This is a genomic window from Shewanella sp. MF08487 (assembly GCF_050848685.1).
GTDB classification, from domain to species: Bacteria; Pseudomonadota; Gammaproteobacteria; order Enterobacterales; family Shewanellaceae; genus Shewanella; species Shewanella glacialipiscicola.
Genome location: NZ_JBOZPB010000013.1, coordinates 21,404 through 38,669 on the forward strand (window position 1 = coordinate 21,404; position 17,266 = coordinate 38,669).

The 17,266-nt window shown below is 43.7% G+C and carries 14 protein-coding genes and 3 tRNA genes; 12 read left to right on the forward strand and 5 right to left on the reverse strand.

All coding sequences use genetic code 11. From position 1 onward, the window contains the following. Nucleotides 1–2 precede the first annotated feature (2 nt). The gene (gene glnS / locus ACRN9H_RS10615; protein WP_432313627.1) at nt 3–1,673 is read left to right on the forward strand and encodes a glutamine--tRNA ligase; all 1,671 of its coding nucleotides are present in this window, start codon (nt 3–5) and stop codon (nt 1,671–1,673) included. A gap of 189 nt (nt 1,674–1,862) precedes the next feature. Here the strand turns inward: glnS and ACRN9H_RS10620 are convergent, their stop codons facing one another. Further along, nucleotides 1,863–2,459: a Yip1 family protein gene (locus ACRN9H_RS10620; RefSeq protein WP_105252940.1), complete on the reverse strand. Its 597-nt coding sequence runs from the start codon at nt 2,457–2,459 to the stop codon at nt 1,863–1,865. Nucleotides 2,460–2,742: 283 nt separating this feature from the next. On the opposite strand from ACRN9H_RS10620, the gene miaE reads away from it, so the two are divergent. Then, nucleotides 2,743–3,513 carry a tRNA isopentenyl-2-thiomethyl-A-37 hydroxylase MiaE gene (gene miaE / locus ACRN9H_RS10625; protein ID WP_432313628.1) on the forward strand — a complete coding sequence of 257 codons (771 nt, stop codon included), beginning with the start codon at nt 2,743–2,745 and terminating at the stop codon, nt 3,511–3,513. Between the two features lie 127 nt (nt 3,514–3,640). Here the strand turns inward: miaE and ACRN9H_RS10630 are convergent, their stop codons facing one another. Together ACRN9H_RS10630 and ACRN9H_RS10635 are read right to left on the reverse strand one after the other, a co-directional pair. Beyond that, nucleotides 3,641–4,363: a UDP-2,3-diacylglucosamine diphosphatase gene (locus ACRN9H_RS10630; protein WP_432313629.1), complete on the reverse strand. Its 723-nt coding sequence runs from the start codon at nt 4,361–4,363 to the stop codon at nt 3,641–3,643. Nucleotides 4,364–4,372: 9 nt separating this feature from the next. Beyond that, complete coding sequence (locus ACRN9H_RS10635) at nt 4,373–4,867, reverse strand: peptidylprolyl isomerase (RefSeq protein ID WP_076498185.1); 495 nt, start codon at nt 4,865–4,867, stop codon at nt 4,373–4,375. 140 nt (nt 4,868–5,007) lie between these two features. Here ACRN9H_RS10635 and cysS point away from each other — a divergent pair, with 140 nt between their 5' ends. Beyond that, a complete protein-coding gene (gene cysS, locus ACRN9H_RS10640; RefSeq protein WP_432313630.1) occupies nt 5,008–6,387 on the forward strand; it encodes a cysteine--tRNA ligase in 1,380 nt (459 codons plus the stop codon). A 133-nt stretch (nt 6,388–6,520) separates the two neighbouring features. On the opposite strand, the gene folD is transcribed toward cysS, so the two are convergent. Then, the gene (gene folD, locus ACRN9H_RS10645; RefSeq protein WP_432313631.1) at nt 6,521–7,375 is read right to left on the reverse strand and encodes a bifunctional methylenetetrahydrofolate dehydrogenase/methenyltetrahydrofolate cyclohydrolase FolD; all 855 of its coding nucleotides are present in this window, start codon (nt 7,373–7,375) and stop codon (nt 6,521–6,523) included. A gap of 267 nt (nt 7,376–7,642) precedes the next feature. Between folD and ACRN9H_RS10650 the strand changes: the two genes are divergently transcribed. The 9 genes from ACRN9H_RS10650 (at nt 7,643) to ACRN9H_RS10690 (ending at nt 16,745) form a co-directional block, all read left to right on the forward strand. Then, nucleotides 7,643–7,719 (forward strand) — tRNA-Pro (locus tag ACRN9H_RS10650). Between the two features lie 118 nt (nt 7,720–7,837). Continuing rightward, nucleotides 7,838–7,914 (forward strand) — tRNA-Arg (locus ACRN9H_RS10655). A 9-nt stretch (nt 7,915–7,923) separates the two neighbouring features. Continuing rightward, nucleotides 7,924–7,999 (forward strand) — tRNA-His (locus ACRN9H_RS10660). Between the two features lie 264 nt (nt 8,000–8,263). Next, on the forward strand, nt 8,264–9,568 hold the full coding sequence (gene tig / locus ACRN9H_RS10665) for a trigger factor (RefSeq protein ID WP_432313632.1): 1,305 nt from the start codon (nt 8,264–8,266) through the stop codon (nt 9,566–9,568). Nucleotides 9,569–9,657: 89 nt separating this feature from the next. Beyond that, complete coding sequence (clpP, locus tag ACRN9H_RS10670; protein ID WP_006081124.1) at nt 9,658–10,266, forward strand: ATP-dependent Clp endopeptidase proteolytic subunit ClpP; 609 nt, start codon at nt 9,658–9,660, stop codon at nt 10,264–10,266. Nucleotides 10,267–10,351: 85 nt separating this feature from the next. After that, a complete protein-coding gene (gene clpX / locus ACRN9H_RS10675) occupies nt 10,352–11,632 on the forward strand; it encodes an ATP-dependent protease ATP-binding subunit ClpX (RefSeq protein WP_220772604.1) in 1,281 nt (426 codons plus the stop codon). A 132-nt stretch (nt 11,633–11,764) separates the two neighbouring features. Then, nucleotides 11,765–14,122 (forward strand): endopeptidase La, encoded by a 2,358-nt coding sequence (gene lon / locus ACRN9H_RS10680; protein WP_432313633.1) that lies wholly within the window; start codon nt 11,765–11,767, stop codon nt 14,120–14,122. Between the two features lie 259 nt (nt 14,123–14,381). Next, entirely contained in the window at nt 14,382–14,654 is a 273-nt protein-coding gene (gene hupB / locus ACRN9H_RS10685) for a nucleoid-associated protein HU-beta (protein WP_006081127.1), read from the forward strand. Nucleotides 14,655–14,879: 225 nt separating this feature from the next. Further along, complete coding sequence (locus tag ACRN9H_RS10690) at nt 14,880–16,745, forward strand: SurA N-terminal domain-containing protein (RefSeq protein WP_432313634.1); 1,866 nt, start codon at nt 14,880–14,882, stop codon at nt 16,743–16,745. 174 nt (nt 16,746–16,919) lie between these two features. Here ACRN9H_RS10690 and ACRN9H_RS10695 read toward each other — a convergent pair whose 3' ends face one another. Further along, the gene (locus tag ACRN9H_RS10695) at nt 16,920–17,132 is read right to left on the reverse strand and encodes a TOBE domain-containing protein (protein ID WP_006085368.1); all 213 of its coding nucleotides are present in this window, start codon (nt 17,130–17,132) and stop codon (nt 16,920–16,922) included. Nucleotides 17,133–17,266 lie beyond the last annotated feature (134 nt).

A 17,266-nucleotide genomic window follows, 5' to 3' on the forward strand; every position in this document is an offset into this window, starting at 1 on the left:
CCATGAGTCATGTGGACACTGAAGTACGTCCGAGTAACTTTATTCGTAACATTATCGATGAAGATTTAAAAACCGGTAAGCACACGAGTGTACAGACTCGTTTTCCGCCCGAACCTAATGGCTATCTTCATATTGGTCATGCTAAATCTATCTGCTTAAATTTTGGCATAGCGCGAGACTATAACGGTCAGTGTAATTTACGTTTTGACGATACCAATCCTGAAAAAGAAGACATTGATTATGTGAATTCTATTCAGGCGGATGTGCGTTGGCTTGGATTCCAGTGGGATGGCGACGTGCGCTATTCATCAAACTATTTTGATCAGTTGCATCAGTATGCGGTTGAACTGATCAATAAAGGTTTGGCCTATGTGTGTTTCTTGAATGCTGATGAAACCCGTGAATACCGTGGCACGTTAAAAGAGCCAGGTAAAAATAGTCCTTTCCGCGACACATCAGTCGAAGAGAACCTCGCCTTATTTGCTAAGATGCGCGACGGTGGTTTTAAAGAAGGTGAGTGTGCGTTGCGTGCTAAAATTGATATGGCTTCGCCATTCATGTGCATGCGCGATCCTATCATCTACCGTATTCGTTTTGCTCATCATCACCAAACGGGTGACAAGTGGTGCATTTACCCAATGTACGACTTCACGCACTGTATTTCTGATGCGTTAGAACATATTACCCACTCTTTATGTACATTAGAGTTCCAAGACAACCGTCGTTTATACGATTGGGTGTTGGATAATTTGAACGATTTTCAAGCGCCGAATCGTACTCGTCAATACGAGTTTTCCCGCTTAAATCTCGAGTATACCTTGATGTCTAAGCGTAAGCTGAACGACCTTGTGACGCGTAAACTCGTATCAGGTTGGGATGACCCACGTATGCCAACGATTGCTGGCTTACGTCGCCGTGGTTATACGCCAGCGTCAATTCGCGAGTTCTGTCAACGTATCGGCGTGACTAAGCAAGAGAATATGATTGAAGTCGGCATGTTAGATGCTTGTATTCGTGAAGAACTGAACGAACATGCACCGCGTGCAATGGCCGTATTACGTCCATTGAAAGTGATCATCGAAAACTATGCCGAAGGTGAGCTTGAGTACATTCAAGCGGCCGCTCATCCAAATGATGAAAGTATGGGCACGCGTGAATTAGCCTTTGGCCGTGAAATATTAATTGATGTCGCTGACTTTAAAGAAGAAGGTAACAAACAATACAAGCGTCTGGTGACCGGTAAAGAAGTGCGTTTACGTAATGCTTATGTGATTAAGGCTGAGCGTTGTGATAAAGACAGTGATGGTAATATCACTACAGTTTACTGTACTTATGATCCTGAAACCTTAGGTAAAAACCCCGCTGATGGCCGCAAAGTCAAAGGCGTAATCCATTGGGTTGAGGCATCAACGGCTAAACCTGCGCAGTTCCGCTTATATCAACGTTTATTTACCGATCCTAATCCTGCAGCTGCAGAGACAGTGGATGAAGTATTAAACCCAGAGTCACTGATTATTGTGCAAGGCTTTGCCGAAGCAAGTCTAGTCAATGCGCCAGTTGAAAAAGCGTATCAGTTTGAGCGTGAAGGTTATTTTTGCGTGGATAGCAAAGATTCATCACCAGATAATTTAGTGTTTAACTTAACCGTAGCACTACGTGATTCTTTCGAGTAATTTACTGAATTAAATCAGTTTAGCGTAGTGAGTTATATCGCTCTGTTGCATTGCTTAATCAAATTGTTCTTAGAGTTAATCAAATCTAAAAAAGAAGGCCTTTTAGGCCTTCTTTTTTATTTTACGGATTTAATATAACGTTGCGCTGGATTTGCGTGAATCGCGATGAGTTACAATTAATTTTAATGACTATTGATACATAGGGCCAAAGCCTAAGCTCCATAGGATTACGCTGGTTGCCATTAACCCAACTAATAACACTAAACCAGCAGTTACCATTGAACTGGCATAAATAAAGCCTTTCTCCTCCGGAATATTCATAATGATTGGCACCCCTGCATAGAGCAAATACACAGAGTAAGCCAAACCAATTAACCCCACTATCATGATAAACCACAGTACAGGATAGAGCGCCGCTAAACCGACCATAAACAGTGGTGTTGCTGTGTAGGATGCGAGTTCTAATGCTTGGGTATAGGTTGGATTAGCATCGAAAGTTTTTGCCATCCAATAGGCTAAATAGGCGAGGGCGAAGACGCCCGCAATAAGGCCTAAGTACATGCCCGCAGACATAAATAAGGCGCTTTGGGGTGTAAGGTAAATAGGATCGCCAGCGCCAGGGTTCCAGCCAATGTAAGCCGTAGCAATATAGCTGCACACCGCAGGAATTAAGGCGATAAGTACTACATGGCTTAAGCTACTTTTCAGTGCCTCATGGTTTTTTTCAATTGTTTGCCACTCTTGTTTTGGATGAGTGTATAGCCCCATTAAGTGATTCAGTATCATTATAATTATCCTTGTTCAGCATTGATGAATGGCTCGCCAAACGTCAGACGAGCTGATAACAGCTCTACAATCGAGGTTAAAATGGTGTCCTGTCTCTTTATCCATCGATTGGTTACACATAGAGAAGTGAGAGGCTGCGTGATCAGGATCTCAGTTCTTTAGAGTGTAGATTATTTATTGAACAAAAAGTTCAGCGCGTCAAGTTTACTTAAGCCTAATGCTATAGCTTATGAGTAAATATGCGTAAAATAGTGCGATATTCAGAATGATATTGAGTGAGTCCATGCTGCAACTTCTTGCCCCCATCCACGCATTTCTTAGCTGTGAAACACCGCAAACTTGGATTGATGTCGCGATAAAATCAGATTCCTTGGATGAGTTGCTGATCGACCATTGTAACTGTGAGTTAAAAGCCGCTCAGACAGCGATTTTTTTGCTACGAAAATATGTGTTAGATAAAGACAGTGGTCGAGCTCTGTTGGCGTGGGCGAAACCCTATGAAGAGTTTATCTATTCGCAAGACCACGATGTGGTGAGCTTTCTGGCTCGTGATGTGAAAAAGAATGAACTGGTGGCCGAACTTATACCTAAGCCAAACTTTAAGTTTGCCGCGAATTTAGTTTCACCTTTAATCCGCTTGATTAAAGAAGAGTTTCATCATTTTGAACAAGTATTGGAGTTGATGCATAAACGTGGCATCGATTACCGTAATATTCGCGCGGGTCGTTATGCCAAGGGCATGATGAGTCATGTGACAACCCATGAGAAAGATATTTTGCGAGATAAGTTGATTGTAGGGGCATATATTGAAGCGCGTTCGTGCGAGCGCTTTGCTAAGTTGGCGCCTTATTTAGACAGTGAACTGAGTAAATTTTATGTGTCATTGTTGCGCTCTGAAGCGCGTCATTATCAAGATTATCTTGCGCTAGCACAGTTGGTTTCACCAGAGGATATTAGTGAGCGAGTAAAGTACTTTGGTGAGGTCGAGGCTGAGTTGATTTTGGCGCCGGATGATGAGTTTCGTTTCCACAGCGGATCGCCGCAATCAAATTAATTTGATTGCACCTTCTCTTTAAAAATTGATGAATTAAGTCTATATAGCTAAAACGATTAACGGTTCGCTCGAACCGTTAATTTGAAGCGTCTTTAAGCTGAAACAAGGTCAATAAAAGCAAGCTAATTTAAGTTGTCGGCTCGAAAGGTAACGATTCTAAATTAATCCCTTCAGCACTCACACTGAGTACACTTCCTTGTTCATACCAATCACCCACCACAATACGTTTACAGCCATTATCGAGTTGATGAATCGCGGGTCTATGGGTGTGACCGTGGATCATCTGCTGAGTATGTGTCTGGGCAAATAATGCTTCGACCGCATAGGGCTCCACATCCATGATGGTATAGCTTTTTTGCTGATTACTACTCTTACTCTTATTACGAATTTTATTAGCAATACTTTGGCGAGTTTTTCTCGATAAGCAACCGTATAACCATCTTGCTAGTGCAAAACGGCGTAACGTTCTAAAGCGTTGATAAGCCTTATCTAACGTACATAAGCTGTCGCCGTGTAAAATGACGGTTTCTACACCGTATAAATTCAGGCAAGTCACTTCGGGTAAGATTTGCATACCTGCGGCGCGCGCAAATTGCTTACCTAGCATAAAGTCACGATTGCCGTGGATGAAATACACCGGTAGCTTTTGTGATACTTGCTTAAGCTTTTTGGCGAGTTCGAGGGCAAAAGGCAAGGCGATATCATCGCCAACCCAGACTTCAAACAAATCACCGAGGATATAGAGGGCGTCAGCATTATCGAGTTGTGTATCGAGAAAATGAGTGAACGCTTGGGTGATATCAAGGCGATCTGCACTCAGGTGCAGATCGCCTATAAATAGAGTTCGCATTAGGCGCAATTATGCCGCAACGCTGACTTTTTCAATCACCACGGCTTCTAAAGGTACATCTTGATGCATGCCTTTATTACCTGTGCTAACCGCTTTGATTTTTTCGACAATATCCATACCTTCAACGACTTCACCAAATACGCAGTAGCCCCAACCTTGGTTGTTCTCTGCTTTAAAGTCTAAGAAAGTGTTGTCATTAATGTTAATAAAAAATTGTGCAGTGGCTGAATGTGGATCAGAGGTACGTGCCATAGCCACAGTACCAGTGCGATTTGATAAGCCATTGTTCGCTTCGTTTTTCACGGGCTCGCCGCTACGCTTTTGGCTCATATCTTCATTAAAGCCACCACCTTGGATCATGAAACCGTCAATCACACGGTGGAAGATAGTGCCGTCGAAGAAACCTTCGTCAACATATTTCATGAAGTTTGCTACTGTTAACGGTGCTTTCTCAGCATTCAGTTGCAGTTTAATGTCGCCAAAATTGGTGTGTAATGTGATCATGTTTTCATACTCTCCATAAATAGTGGCGCGATTCTAACTTATCTAGGATTGCGCGCAAAGTGCAGTATTCAAAAGCGGGCTTGCCGTGGTAGACTGACTCATTGATTTTACACCTGAATGTATCATTAAAGAGAATGTCGATGTTGAAGATTTACAACAGTATTACCCGCCAAAAACAGGAATTTAAGCCAATTACTCCCGGAAAAATCGGGATGTATGTGTGTGGTGTGACCATATACGATCTCTGTCACATTGGTCACGGGCGTACTTTTGTTTCCTTTGACATGATAGTGCGCTACCTGCGTTATGCAGGTTATGAAGTGAATTTTCAACGCAATATTACCGATGTTGACGACAAAATCATTAAGCGTGCCAACGAGAATAACGAAAGCTGTGAAGCCTTAACTGAGCGTCTTATTGGTGAAATGCATCAAGACTTTGATGCTTTGAATATGCTTCGCCCTGACTTTGAACCGCGCGCAACACTGCATATCGAAGAAATTATTGATATGGTCGAGTTATTACTCGCTCGTGGTCATGCCTACGTGGCGAGCGATGGTGATGTACTTTTCAGCGTGGCCTCTTATCCTGATTACGGCCGTTTGTCGGGCCAGAATTTAGATCAACTACAAGCTGGTGCTCGGGTTGAAGTGGACGAAACTAAACAAAATCCGATGGATTTTGTACTGTGGAAAATGTCTAAGCCAGGTGAACCAACGTGGGAATCACCATGGGGGCCAGGTCGTCCAGGCTGGCATATTGAATGTTCCGCGATGAACAGCAAACATTTAGGTCTGCATTTTGATATTCATGGTGGGGGTTCAGACTTACAGTTCCCACACCATGAGAACGAAATAGCTCAGTCCTGCTGTGCCCACGACACGCCCTACGTGAACTATTGGATGCACACTGGCATGGTGATGGTCGACCGTGAAAAAATGTCTAAATCTTTAGGCAACTTCTTCACAATTCGTGACGTACTTGGCCATTATGATGCTGAAACGGTGCGCTATTTCCTGTTGTCTGGCCATTATCGTAGCCAACTGAACTATTCGGAAGATAATTTAAAACAAGCTCGTTCAGCATTAGAGCGTTTATATACTGCGTTAAAAGATGTCGATTTAACTGCTATAGCCGCACCCGCAGAAGAGTTTGTCGCAAGATTTAATGCGGCCATGGACGATGACTTTAATACGCCTGAAGCCTATTCAGTGCTATTTGATATGGTGCGTGAGGTTAATCGTTTAAAGCTAACCAATATGGTGCAAGCATCTGCGTTAGCGGTCACGTTAAAGCAGTTAGCGGATGTTTTAGGCTTATTAAGCCAATCGCCAGAGACTTTCTTTCAAGGTGGTGGTAGTGACGATGAAGTGGCCGAAATTGAAGCCTTAATAGTTGAACGTAACCGTGCTCGTACTGAAAAGGATTGGTCTGCTGCCGATGTGGCGCGTAATCGCTTAAATGAGTTAGGGGTTGAGCTCGAAGATGGCCCTGGTGGCACTACTTGGCGTAAGAAATAAGCTTATTAGCTTTATCTTCAATATAGGTTAATCACCTGACATAAAAAAACCTGCATTACGCAGGTTTTTTTATGCTTACAGAACCTAGAACCTAGAACCTAGAACCTAGAACCTAGAACCTAGAACCTAGAACCTAGTCGTGATACTGCTCAGCAGCGTACAAGGTGTTTTCTAAGAGGCTTGCTATAGTCATAGGGCCAACGCCGCCAGGTACAGGAGTAATAAAACTGGCATGTTGCGCTGCTACATCATATTGCACATCGCCTACTAAGGAACCGTTATCTAAACGGTTAATACCTACATCAATGACAATTGCGCCAGGTTTGATCCATTCTCCAGGAATAAAGCCGGGTTTACCCACAGCAACGACGACTAAATCTGCGAGGCGGATTTTTTGCTCAAGATTTTTAGTGAAACGATGGCAAGTGGTGGTAGTACAACCCGCCAGCAGTAATTCTAATGTCATAGGGCGACCAACAATATTAGACGCGCCAACCACCACAGCATCTAAACCATAGGTATCAACGCCGGTGGATTTGATGAGCGTCATGATGCCCATCGGTGTGCATGAGCGCAGCACAGGAATACGCTGGGCTAAACGGCCAACGTTGTATGGGTGAAAGCCATCGACATCTTTATCTGGGCGAATACGCTCGATAACTTTTGAATCTTCAATATGGGCAGGCAAGGGAAGTTGCACTAAAATGCCATCGATTGTCGGATCATCATTAAGGCTATCAATAAGGCTTAATAATTCATGTTCACTGCAACTTGTTTCTAAATCGTATGAATGAGAAATAAAGCCAACTTCTTCACACGCCTTACGTTTGCTTCCAACATAAACCTGAGATGCCGGATCGGCCCCCACTAATATTACGGCTAAACCCGGTATGCGCTGTCCAGCCTCTTTGCGGGCGGTGACTTTTTTACGCAGTTGAGTGCGGATGGATTGAGCAATCGCCTTGCCGTCGATTATTTGGGCTGTCATGGGTGTAGGATATCCTTTATATGGGCGATGGTTAAAACAGAGATTGGCAATCGCCGCTATTTTAACAGGGCACAGCTACTGTGTCATGATTAAAGCTGATATCGAATGGATTTAAAAAACGATATTAGCCTGATAATTCAGCACCTAGAGTCAATCATTAAAAAAATCGTTGACGGGTGCAAAGTGAGGCGATAAGATGCGCTCCGTTCTCAGGCACATGTGTTGATGTCGTCTGTAAACCTCGTTTTTGTTATACAGTAAGACTTTCGGTGATTAGCGCAGCCCGGTAGCGCATCTGGTTTGGGACCAGAGGGTCAGAGGTTCGAATCCTCTATCACCGACCACTTTAAAATCATTTGCACTAATTTGAGTTAAAACTATTTTGGACTCAAAAAGCGAATGATAGGGTTAGCATAAATGCTTTCCAAATCGGTTAGGATACAGAACATTCTGTAAAACCATGCGCCCGTAGCTCAGTTGGATAGAGCACCCGCCTTCTAAGCGGGTGGTCGCAGGTTCGAATCCTGCCGGGCGTACCAGTTTCAATGGTGATTGTAGCTCAGTTGGTAGAGTCCCGGATTGTGATTCCGGTTGTCGTGGGTTCGAGCCCCATCAGTCACCCCATTTTTAGTACTTTGAGTACAAAATAAAAAAAGCGACCTAGGTCGCTTTTTTTATACCTAAGATTCGGCTATAGAGGCTCGACTCTGCAGAAAACGGTGGCTATAATGTCGCGTCTTGATAGATATCAAATATTATGAGCGACTTGTGCCTAAAGCCAGTAGTGGTAGGCATTGTAGTCAAATTTAATGATCAAGAAACGAATACCTGAATAGTTGATAACTCGGCTATTACTAAAGGACGTTAGACAAATTTCGAGGTAAAACAATGCAAGTTTCTGTTGAAGCAACCCAAGGCCTAGAGCGTCGCCTGACCATTTCTGTTCCTGCGGAACAAATTGAAAAGCTGGTTAAAGACAGTCTACAACGTGAAGCTAAGCGTGCTCGTATTCCAGGTTTTCGTCCTGGTAAAGTGCCTATTACTGTGATTAACAAACGTTACGGCGCAGCGATTCGTCAAGACATCATGGGTGAAGTAATGCAACGTAACTTCATCGACGCCATTATTGCTGAGAAGTTAAACCCAGCGGGTGCACCGACTTTCGTACCAGGTTCAACTGATAGCGAGAAATTTGAATTTATCGCTACGTTTGAAGTCTACCCAGAAGTTGAGCTTAAAGGTTTAGATGCAATCGAAGTAGAACAACCTAAAGCGACGGTAACAGACGCTGACGTTGATACCATGATTGAAACCTTACGCAAACAACATGCAACATTTGCAGTTGTTGACCGCGCAGCTGCCGATGGCGATAAAGTGAAAATGAACTTTATCGGTTCTGTTGACGGTGAAGAATTTGAAGGCGGCAAAGCTGAAGATTTCGAACTGCAATTAGGCAGCGGCCGTATGATCCCAGGTTTTGAAGCGGGTATCTTAGGTCACAAAGCGGGTGAAGAATTTGTTATTGACGTGAACTTCCCAGAAGAATATCACGCTGAAAACCTGAAAGGTAAAGCCGCTAAGTTCGCGATTACTTTGACTGAAGTTCAAGCTGCTAACCTGCCAGAAGTTAACGATGAGTTTGCTTCATTGTTTGGTATTAGTGAAGGTGGCTTAGAAGCCTTAAAAGCTGAAATCCGTAAAAACATGAACCGTGAACTTGAGCAAGCGTTAAAAGCTAACGTGAAAGAACAAGTGATCGAAGGTCTGTTAGCGAATAACGATATCACTTTACCAAAAGCATTGATCGATGCTGAAGTAAACGTGCTGCGTCAGCAAGCCATGCAACGTTTTGGCGGCCAAACGGCAAATATGCCTGAACTGCCAGCTGAATTGTTCACTGAACAAGCTGCTCGTCGCGTTAAAATCGGTCTGCTATTAGGCGAAGTTATCAAGACTAACGAGCTAAAAGCTGAAGACGAACGTGTACAAGGCTTGATCGCTTCTATGGCTTCTGCCTATGAAGATCCAAGTGAAGTTGTTGCTTATTACAACAGTAATAAAGAAATGATGCAGAACATGCGCAACGTTGCTTTAGAAGAGCAAGCAGTTGAAGCACTGTTAAAATCTGCCAAAGTGACCGAAAAAGAAGTCGCTTTTGAAGAATTTATGAACAAGGCTACAGGTCGCGCATAAGCTAAGCTTGACTTGATTAGCTGTTCGCCATTTATAATGGCTCGTATGAGGCTCCTCATGCGAGCCATTTTTATTTAGGGAAGTGAATAATGCATAATGCGTCAGACATACAAAGTGCTTTAGTGCCTATGGTGATCGAACAGACCGCTAAGGGTGAACGCTCATACGATATTTATTCTCGTTTGTTGAAAGAGCGGATTATCTTTTTGGTCGGTCAAGTTGAAGAACACATGGCAAACCTTATCGTGGCGCAATTATTATTCTTAGAATCAGAAAGCCCAGATAAAGATATTTTCTTATATATAAACTCTCCTGGTGGCTCAGTAACAGCAGGTATGGCTATTTATGATACTATGCAGTTTATCAAGCCAAATGTGAGTACTGTTTGTATCGGCCAAGCCGCCAGCATGGGTGCTTTCTTGTTAGCCGGTGGTGAGAAGGGCAAACGTCACTGTTTACCTAATTCTCGCGTGATGATCCATCAACCACTGGGCGGTTTTCAAGGGCAAGCTTCTGACATTGCTATTCATGCCAAAGAAATCCTAGGCATTAAGAATAAGCTTAACCAGATGCTAGCCGAACATACTGGTCAACCACTTGAAGTGGTTGAGCGCGATACCGATCGTGATAATTTTATGAGCGCCACTCAAGCCGTTGAATACGGGTTAGTTGACTCTGTGATGACTAAACGCGGCTGATTTTTGCTTTTGACTGAGCTATGCTCTGTAAAAGTTAAGCAAATTTAAGACAGGCAGTACAGCAGACTGCAAAATGAGGTAATTAATGGGCGACAACAAAAATAATGGTGACAGTGGTAAACTGCTGTACTGCTCTTTTTGCGGAAAGAGCCAGCATGAAGTCAGAAAACTCATTGCTGGCCCATCAGTGTATGTATGCGACGAATGTGTTGAGTTATGTAATGACATTATTCGTGAAGAGATTAAAGAGATCTCTCCTAAGCGCGATAGTGATAAATTGCCGACACCGCATGAGTTACGTGCGCATTTAGATGATTATGTTATTGGCCAAGACAGAGCAAAAAAAGTGCTCGCTGTGGCAGTTTATAATCACTATAAGCGTTTAAAAAATGCCTCACCTAAAGACGGCATTGAGCTCGGTAAAAGTAACATTTTGCTGATCGGTCCAACCGGTAGTGGTAAAACGCTATTGGCTGAAACATTGGCTCGCTCACTGAATGTGCCTTTCACTATGGCGGATGCAACTACATTGACCGAAGCGGGATATGTGGGTGAAGACGTTGAAAACATCATTCAAAAGTTGCTGCAAAAGTGCGACTACGATGTCGAGAAGGCACAGCGCGGTATCGTTTATATTGATGAAATTGATAAAATCAGTCGCAAGTCTGACAATCCATCAATTACCCGTGACGTATCGGGTGAAGGCGTGCAGCAAGCACTGCTTAAGCTGATTGAAGGTACTGTTGCCGCGGTTCCACCTCAAGGTGGCCGTAAGCATCCACAACAAGAGTTCTTACAGGTTGATACTTCTAAGATCCTGTTTATCTGTGGTGGTGCATTTGCGGGGCTTGAAAAGGTCATCGAACAACGTGCACACGTTGGCTCGGGTATCGGTTTTGGTGCTCAAGTTAAAGGCGAGAAGGAAAAGGCATCTATCTCTGAAACCCTCGCTCAAGTTGAGCCGGGCGACTTAGTCAAATATGGTCTGATCCCAGAGTTTATTGGCCGTTTACCAGTGGTCGCGACCTTAACTGAGTTAGATGAAGAAGCCCTAGTACAAATTTTGTCTCAACCTAAAAATGCGCTCACTAAGCAATACAGTGCGTTATTTGAGATGGAAGGTGTAGAACTTGAGTTCCGCGAAGATGCACTCAAAGCGATTGCACATAAAGCGATGTCACGTAAGACAGGCGCCCGCGGTTTACGCTCAATCGTTGAAAGTATTCTACTGGATACTATGTACGATATTCCTTCAGTTGATGGTGTAGTGAAGGCCGTTGTCGATGAATCAGTCGTGAAAGGTGAATCTGCACCTATCTTGATTTATGAGTCCAATGAGACCCAAACTGCCTCTGGCGAACAATAATTGTACTGATCGTTAATAAACTGAAAAACAAGGAGTCCAATGGGCTCCTTTTTTCGTATTAGCCATTGAAACTCAATAAAGCGTCCCAATATACTCCAGTATTAATCCATTTCACCAAAACGGAATCGAGCTATGACCCAAGAGCGTGAAGCGCATATCGAACTCCCCGTGCTGCCACTGCGAGATGTGGTGGTCTATCCCCATATGGTAATTCCGTTATTTGTCGGACGAGAAAAATCTATTCGATGTCTCGAAACCGCAATGGCGCAGGATAAACAAATTATTTTAGTGGCGCAGCGTGATGCTGAACTCGATGAACCATCTAAAGATGACATCTTCGAAGTCGGTACCGTCGCCTCTATTTTACAGTTACTCAAGCTGCCAGATGGCACTGTGAAAGTGCTGGTTGAAGGCGGCCGTCGTGCCCGTATTACCGGTTATACCCAAGAAACAGAGTTCTTTGTAGCTAAGGCTGAGTATCTGGAATCAGAACCGCTGGAAGACAAAGAAGAAGAAGTGTTAGTGCGCAGTGCTATTGGTCAGTTTGAAGGTTATATCAAGCTGAACAAAAAGATCCCGCCAGAAGTCTTGACCTCTTTATCGGGAATCGATGAAGCGGCGCGTCTGGCAGATACTATGGCTGCTCACATGCCGCTTAAGCTTGAAGATAAGCAATCTGTGCTTGAGATGGTCAACGTTGGCGAGCGTCTGGAATATTTAATGGCGATGATGGAATCGGAAATCGACCTGTTACAGGTTGAGAAACGTATCCGTACTCGCGTTAAAAAACAGATGGAAAAGAGCCAGCGTGAGTATTATCTCAACGAACAGATGAAAGCCATCCAGAAAGAACTGGGTGATTTAGACGAAGGCCATGACGAATTTGACGTCTTAAATCGTAAGATTGAAGACGCCAATATGCCAAGCGATGCGAAAGAAAAAGCCCTCGCCGAGCTGAACAAGTTACGTATGATGTCGCCCATGTCAGCTGAGGCTACTGTTGTACGCAGCTATGTCGATTGGATGACCGCTGTGCCTTGGAGCCAACGCTCTAAAATCAAACGTGATTTAGCAAAAGCTAAAGACGTACTCGACGCGGATCATTTTGGTCTTGAAAAAGTTAAAGAACGTATTTTGGAATATTTGGCCGTGCAAAGCCGAGTTCGTCAGCTTAAAGGGCCTATCCTGTGTTTAGTTGGACCACCAGGTGTGGGTAAGACTTCGCTGGGGCAATCGATCGCTAAGGCGACTGGTCGTAAATATGTGCGTGTTGCCTTAGGCGGCGTGCGTGATGAAGCGGAAATCCGTGGTCATCGCCGTACTTATATCGGTTCTATGCCGGGTAAAGTCATTCAGAAAATGGCTAAAGTGGGCGTTAAAAACCCATTATTCCTGCTCGATGAAATCGATAAAATGAGCTCAGACATGCGTGGCGACCCAGCATCGGCACTATTGGAAGTGTTAGATCCTGAACAAAACTCAACGTTTAACGATCATTATCTTGAAGTTGATTATGACTTATCTGATGTAATGTTCGTGGCAACGTCGAACTCGATGGATATTCCTGGGCCGCTACTTGACCGTATGGAAGTGATCCGTTTATCGGGTTACACCGAAGATGAAAAGCTGAATATTGCCAAACAACATTTGTTAAATAAGCAAATTGAGCGTAATGGCTTAAAAGCGAGTGAAATTCATGTGGATGATAGTGCGATTGTCGGCATCATCCGTTATTACACCCGTGAAGCGGGTGTGCGTTCACTCGAGCGTGAATTGTCTAAAATTTGCCGTAAAGTCGTGAAGATGATTTTACTTGATAAGTCAGTTAAGTCTGTGACGGTTAATCAAGATAATCTTAAATCGTTCCTTGGCGTGCAGCGTTTTGATTACGGTAAAGCTGAATCGAAAAACCAAATCGGTCAAGTGACTGGCTTAGCGTGGACTCAAGTGGGCGGCGACTTACTGACGATTGAAGCCACTTCAGTGCCTGGTAAAGGAAAGTTAACTTACACCGGTTCCCTTGGCGACGTGATGCAAGAGTCGATTCAAGCAGCAATGACAGTTGTTCGCGCCCGTGCTGAACAATTAGGTATCAATGCGGATTTCTACGAGAAGCGTGATATCCACGTGCATGTGCCAGAAGGTGCCACGCCAAAAGATGGTCCATCAGCCGGTGCGGCTATGTGTACCGCTTTAGTATCAAGCCTAACGGGTAACCCAGTGCGTAGTGATGTAGCCATGACAGGTGAAATCACCTTACGGGGTGAAGTGTTACCTATCGGTGGTTTAAAAGAGAAACTACTGGCCGCTCACCGTGGTGGCATTAAGTTAGTATTGATTCCAAAGGAAAATGAGCGTGATTTGGAAGAAATTCCTGCCAATGTGATCGCTGATTTAGAAATTCGCCCTGTGCGTTGGGTCGATGAAGTACTGAAACTGGCATTAGAAAGACCCGTTGAAGGCTTCGAGGTGGTTAAAAACTTGGCATAACGCAAGAAATTGCGCTATCACACTAAAAAAAGTGAAAAAAGGGCTTAACAAAGCGCAGACCTGTGGTAGCCTAGGTCTGTGGAGAGCCAGCTGCTCCAAGCCCTTGGCGCAACTGGCTTTGAGCTGTATCCAGTTTTAATTCTTTGGTTTTCGAACTCAGCTTGAACTTTGAATTCAAGCTTGTTATAAAAGCCTCCGCAGACCGCTCTAGACATGGATTTGGTTGCGGCGCAAAAAAAATTACATTCAAGGGGATGACATGAACAAATCTGAACTAATCGAGAAAATCGCATCTGGTGCTGACATTTCTAAAGCCGCTGCTGGCCGCGCACTGGATTCTTTTATCGCTGCTGTGACTGAAGGTCTGAAAGAAGGCGATAAGATTTCTCTTGTTGGTTTTGGTACTTTTGAAGTGCGTGAACGCGCTGAGCGTACTGGTCGCAACCCACAAACGGGTGAAGAGATCAAAATCGCAGCAGCTAAAATTCCAGCATTCAAAGCCGGTAAAGCACTGAAAGACGCTGTTAACTAATCATTAATATCGTAGCCTTTGTAAGGCGTTCGTAATCACAAGCACTGTTTATCAGTGCTTTTTACGAATTGAAAGTAATGGAATATGAAGCTTAGTTTCTACCATTACTCGGGGTTTTAGAGATTACCTGTGGTAGCGTCTGAATCATCCCCATAAATTACAGAAAGGCGCATCTCGAACTGATGCGCCTTTTTATTTTGTTAATCGCAACAAGCGAGAAATCTGATGTTAGAAAAGATCCGCGACGGTTCGCAAGGCGTGATTGCTAAAAGCATTCTCGTACTTGTGATTTTATCTTTTGCATTCGCAGGAGTCAGTAGCTACTTAGGCTCAACCACTGATGAACCCGCAGCAGAAGTTAATGGTGACATGATCACTAAAGCAGAATTAGAACAAGCCTACCAGAGCGAGCGCTCTCGTATGGAGCAACAACTCGGTGAAATGTTTGCCGCATTATCGGCAGACGAAAGATACCTAGAAAGCATTAAACAAAGCGTATTAGAGCGCTTAGTTGCTGATAAATTAATTGACCAAGCGGCTAAAGCTATGGGTCTGCGCGTTTCTGACGAACAGATTATTAATGCAGTTAAAACTGAACCGGCATTCCAAACGGATGGCAGATTTGATAATGATCGTTATCAAGCTATTTTGCGCCAGTTAGGTTATCAGCCTCAAGCTTTCAGAGATATGATGCGTGTCGATATGACCCGTCGTCAGTTAACTGCAGCGCTTATTGGCACTGAGTTTGTTTTGCCTGGTGAAGCTAAGCAATTGGCAGAACTTCAAGGCCAAACACGTGATGTGCGTTATTTACTTGTCGACTCCGCTCCTTTCTTCGCGACCGCAGTTGTCAGCGATGAACAAGTCAAAAATTATTACGACGCTAACCAAGGGCAGTTTATTAGCCCTGAAATGGTGAGCTTAGAATATGTTGAGTTAAATGCTGCCGATTTCGCTAAAAATAGCCCAGTTTCAGATGATGAAGCGCGAGCTTATTACGAAGAACATAAAGTGCAATACGTGTCTAATGAAAAGCGTTTAGCAGCACATATTTTGGTCATGCCAGGCAGTGATGAAGCTGCGGCAAAAACCAAAGCAGAAGATATCGTTAAGCAATTAGATAATGGCGCCGATTTTGCTGCATTAGCAAAAACAAATTCAGATGATACCTTGAGTGCTGAGCAGGGCGGCAAGCTGGATTGGTTTGAACCTGGCGTAATGGACCCGTCTTTTGATGCTGCATTGTTTGCATTAAATAAAGGTCAACATTCAGCAGTCGTTAAAACTGACTTTGGTTTCCACATTATTAAGTTATTAGATGTGCAAGCCGGTGCAACAGTACCATTTGATGATGTTAAAGCTAAAATTGTCGCTCAGTTGCAAGATAAGCACGCTGTTGATCAGTTTTATAGCTTACAAAGCAAATTAGCAGATACCAGCTACGAAGTACCAGATACACTATCTGAAACCGCAAAAGCAGTGGGTGTCGATGTTAAGACTACAACTCTGTTTTCTCGCGATAACGTTCCTGCTGCGCTGAACAAGCCTGACTTAGTCAAAGCTGCTTTCTCTGACACGGTTATGCTGAAAGGATTAAACAGTGAAGTGATTGAGCTTGAGCCTAACCATGTTGTGGTTATTCGTATAAAAGAGCATCGTGATGCGGGCACAATGGCGTTAGCTGAAGTAAAAGACAGCATTGTGGAACGTTTAAAGCAAGAACAAGCCAATGATGCTGCGCGTGCTAAAGCGCAAGAGTTGATGGCACAGGTGAAGGCCGGTGCAACTGATTTGGCATTCGTGTCTAAAGTTAAGCTCGCTCGTGATGCGCAGGACGTAGACGCTGCAATTGTAGGTAAGGCGTTCCAAATGCCAACACCTAGCTCAACTGCGGTTGTAGACATTGTTGCTTTAGCCAATGGTTATGCCGTCGTTGCACTCGATAAAGTTAACGTAGCAGAAGGCGTAAACGATGAGCTCGTTAATGCGCTTAAACAACGCTTGAACGCACAATACAGTGAAGCAGACTACCGTGGGCTGATTGATTCGTTAAAAGCTAACGCTAAGGTGCTTTATCCTGTAGCTGAGTAGTCCAAGTATAAGGTGGCGGGGTAAACCTGCCATGCTACTGATAAATGTTAATTAAAAAGGCCAAGTAATTTTACTTGGCCTTTTTGTTTTCTAGTTCTTTTTTTTTAAAAGAGGGCGGTTTTATTTATCTATCAATACAATAATAAGCCATTACTCAGTACTAATGATTCGGGGCTAGTCGTCAACGCCTATCATCACGCTACTGGCTTTGATGAGTGCATAGGCAGAATCACCCACTTTAAGGCCAAGACGCTCACAGGAAGCTTTAGTGACCACTGACGTTAATACTACGCCAGGTGCGAGCTCAATTGTGACTTCATTATTAACGGCGCCCATTTCGATTGATTTTATTGTGCCGCTGAGTGTGTTTCTTGCGCTAATTTTCATTATATTTCCTTATAGAGTATTTCAAACTAAGAGTTTTAATATTCAATCAGTTCAGCGTCTTTCTGACGGATGACAGCTCAGTTTATCTAATACAGCATGTGTGAGCTTACCGACTGAAAAGTGCTGGACATGAT